Raw genomic sequence first — 1918 nt, 5'->3', positions numbered from 1 at the left:
CGCGTCCCCCGCGCCACCGCTCCCCGCTCGGCCACCACAGCGACCTGCGGGTCCTGCGCAGCGCCTACCGCAGGCAGCGGCGCACCGCCACGCTCACCGCGCTCGGCTACTTCACCCTCTTCCTCGTGCTGTCCGCCTGGGCGCCGTCCTTCATGGCGAGCGGCCTCACCGACGGACTGCCCGCCGGACTGGTCCTCGCCCTGCTCCAACTGCCCGTCACCTGGCTGGCGATCGCCGTGTACGAGCGCACCGCGCGCCGACGCGTCGACCCGCTCGCGGACCGCATCCGCAAGCAGTCCGAGGTGGACGCCAGCCGAGAGGCGGCCGCGCGATGACCGGCTTCAGCGACTCCGCGCAGGCGATGAGCCTGGTGGCGTTCTCCGCCGTCGCCACCATCACCCTCCTGCTGTGCGTGATGACCGGCCCGGACCGCGACGACCTCGACGAGTTCTACACCGGTTACAGCTCCCTGTCCGCGATGCGCAACGGCCTCGCCATCGCGGGCGACTACATCTCCGCCGCCACCGTGCTCGGCACGGGCGGGGTGATCGCCCTGTGCGGCTACGACGGCATCGTCCTCGCCCTCAGCACGGCCCTGTCGCTGATGCTGCTGATGTTCCTGCTGGCCGAACCCCTGCGCAACGCGGGCCGGTTCACGATGGGCGACGCGCTCGCGCGCCGGATGCCGGGACGCGCCGTACGTGTCGCCGCGTGCCTGGTCACCCTCGCCGCGCTGCTGCCGCTGATGCTGGTGCAGCTCGCCGGCGCCGGCCAATTGCTGGCGTTCATCCTGGGGTTCGACGGCGACTCCCTGAAGACGGGCTTCATCATCGGCCTGGGCATCCTGATGATCAGCTACGCGGCCATCGGCGGCATGAAGGGCACCGCCCTCATCCAGATCCTGAAGATCGTCATGCTGCTCGGATCGGGCGCCGTGGTCGCCGTACTGGTCATGCACCGCTTCGACTGGAACCCGGCAGCCCTGTTCGACACGGCGGCCCGGCAGAGCGGGGTGGGACAGGGCTTCCTGCGGTCCGGGCTGGAGTTCGCGGGCGGGCCGTATCCGCGCCTGGACATGATCACCTCGCAGCTCGCGGTCGTCATCGGCGGGGCCTGTCTGCCGCACGTCACCATGCGCATGTACACCGCCTCCAGCGCCCGTCAGGTACGGCGCTCGATGTCCTGGGCGGTGTCGGCGGTGGCCGTGTTCGTCCTGGTCATCACGGTCGTGGGAGTCGGGGCGACGGCCATGATCGGGCGGACGGTGATCGCGGAGGCGGACCCGCAGGGCAACACCGCGTATCTGCTGGGCTCCCGGGCGGTGTTCGGGCCCGACGTGTCGACCGGGGAGACGTTCCTCTTCACCACGGTCACCACCGCGCTCTTCCTCACCCTGCTCGCGTCCGTGGCCGGCATGATCCTCGCCTGCGCCAACTCCCTCGCCCACGACGTGTTCGCGGCCCGCTCCCGGTCGATGCCGCCGCACCGCGAGATCCTGCTGGCCCGGCTGTCCGCGTTGGCGGTCGGCGTCCCCACGATCCTGCTGGCCACGCTGATCCAGCACCGCAGCCTCCAGCCGCTGGTGATCCTCTCCTTCTGCGTCGGCGCGTCCGCGCTGGCCCCGGCGCTCGTCTACACCCTCTTCTGGCGGCGCTACACCCGCGCGGGACTGCTCTGCACACTGCTCGGCGGCACGCTCACGGTGCTGGTGCTGATGCCGGGCACGAACCTCGTCTCGGGGTCACCGGTGTCCGCCTTCCCCGAGGCCGACTTCAACTGGCTGCCGTTCACGACGACCGGCCTGGTGTCCGTGCCGGCGGGCTTCCTGCTCGGCTGGCTGGGCACGGTGCTCTCGGGCCGCCACAAGGCGGAGGAGCAGCGCAAGCAGTACGAGGCCGTCGAGGGGCGGATCCTGGCG

2 protein-coding genes are annotated in these 1918 nt (G+C 71.3%); both read left to right on the top strand.

Features of this window, described 5'->3' with window-relative positions; all coding sequences use genetic code 11:
- The coding region (locus tag EHS43_RS43585) for a DUF485 domain-containing protein (protein WP_148104309.1) at positions 1-335 on the top strand (335 nt) is incomplete at its 5' end.
- Positions 332-1918 (top strand): cation acetate symporter (locus EHS43_RS43580; RefSeq protein ID WP_148104308.1); only part of this gene is annotated, 1587 nt, incomplete at its 3' end. The genes EHS43_RS43585 and EHS43_RS43580, both read left to right, overlap by 4 nt.

It is taken from the genome of Streptomyces sp. RP5T, assembly GCF_003933965.1.
In the GTDB taxonomy this organism is placed as follows: Bacteria; Actinomycetota; Actinomycetes; order Streptomycetales; family Streptomycetaceae; genus Streptomyces.
Note: the sequence above shows the minus strand (reverse complement) of the source record. Positions and strands in the feature narration are given on the sequence as shown.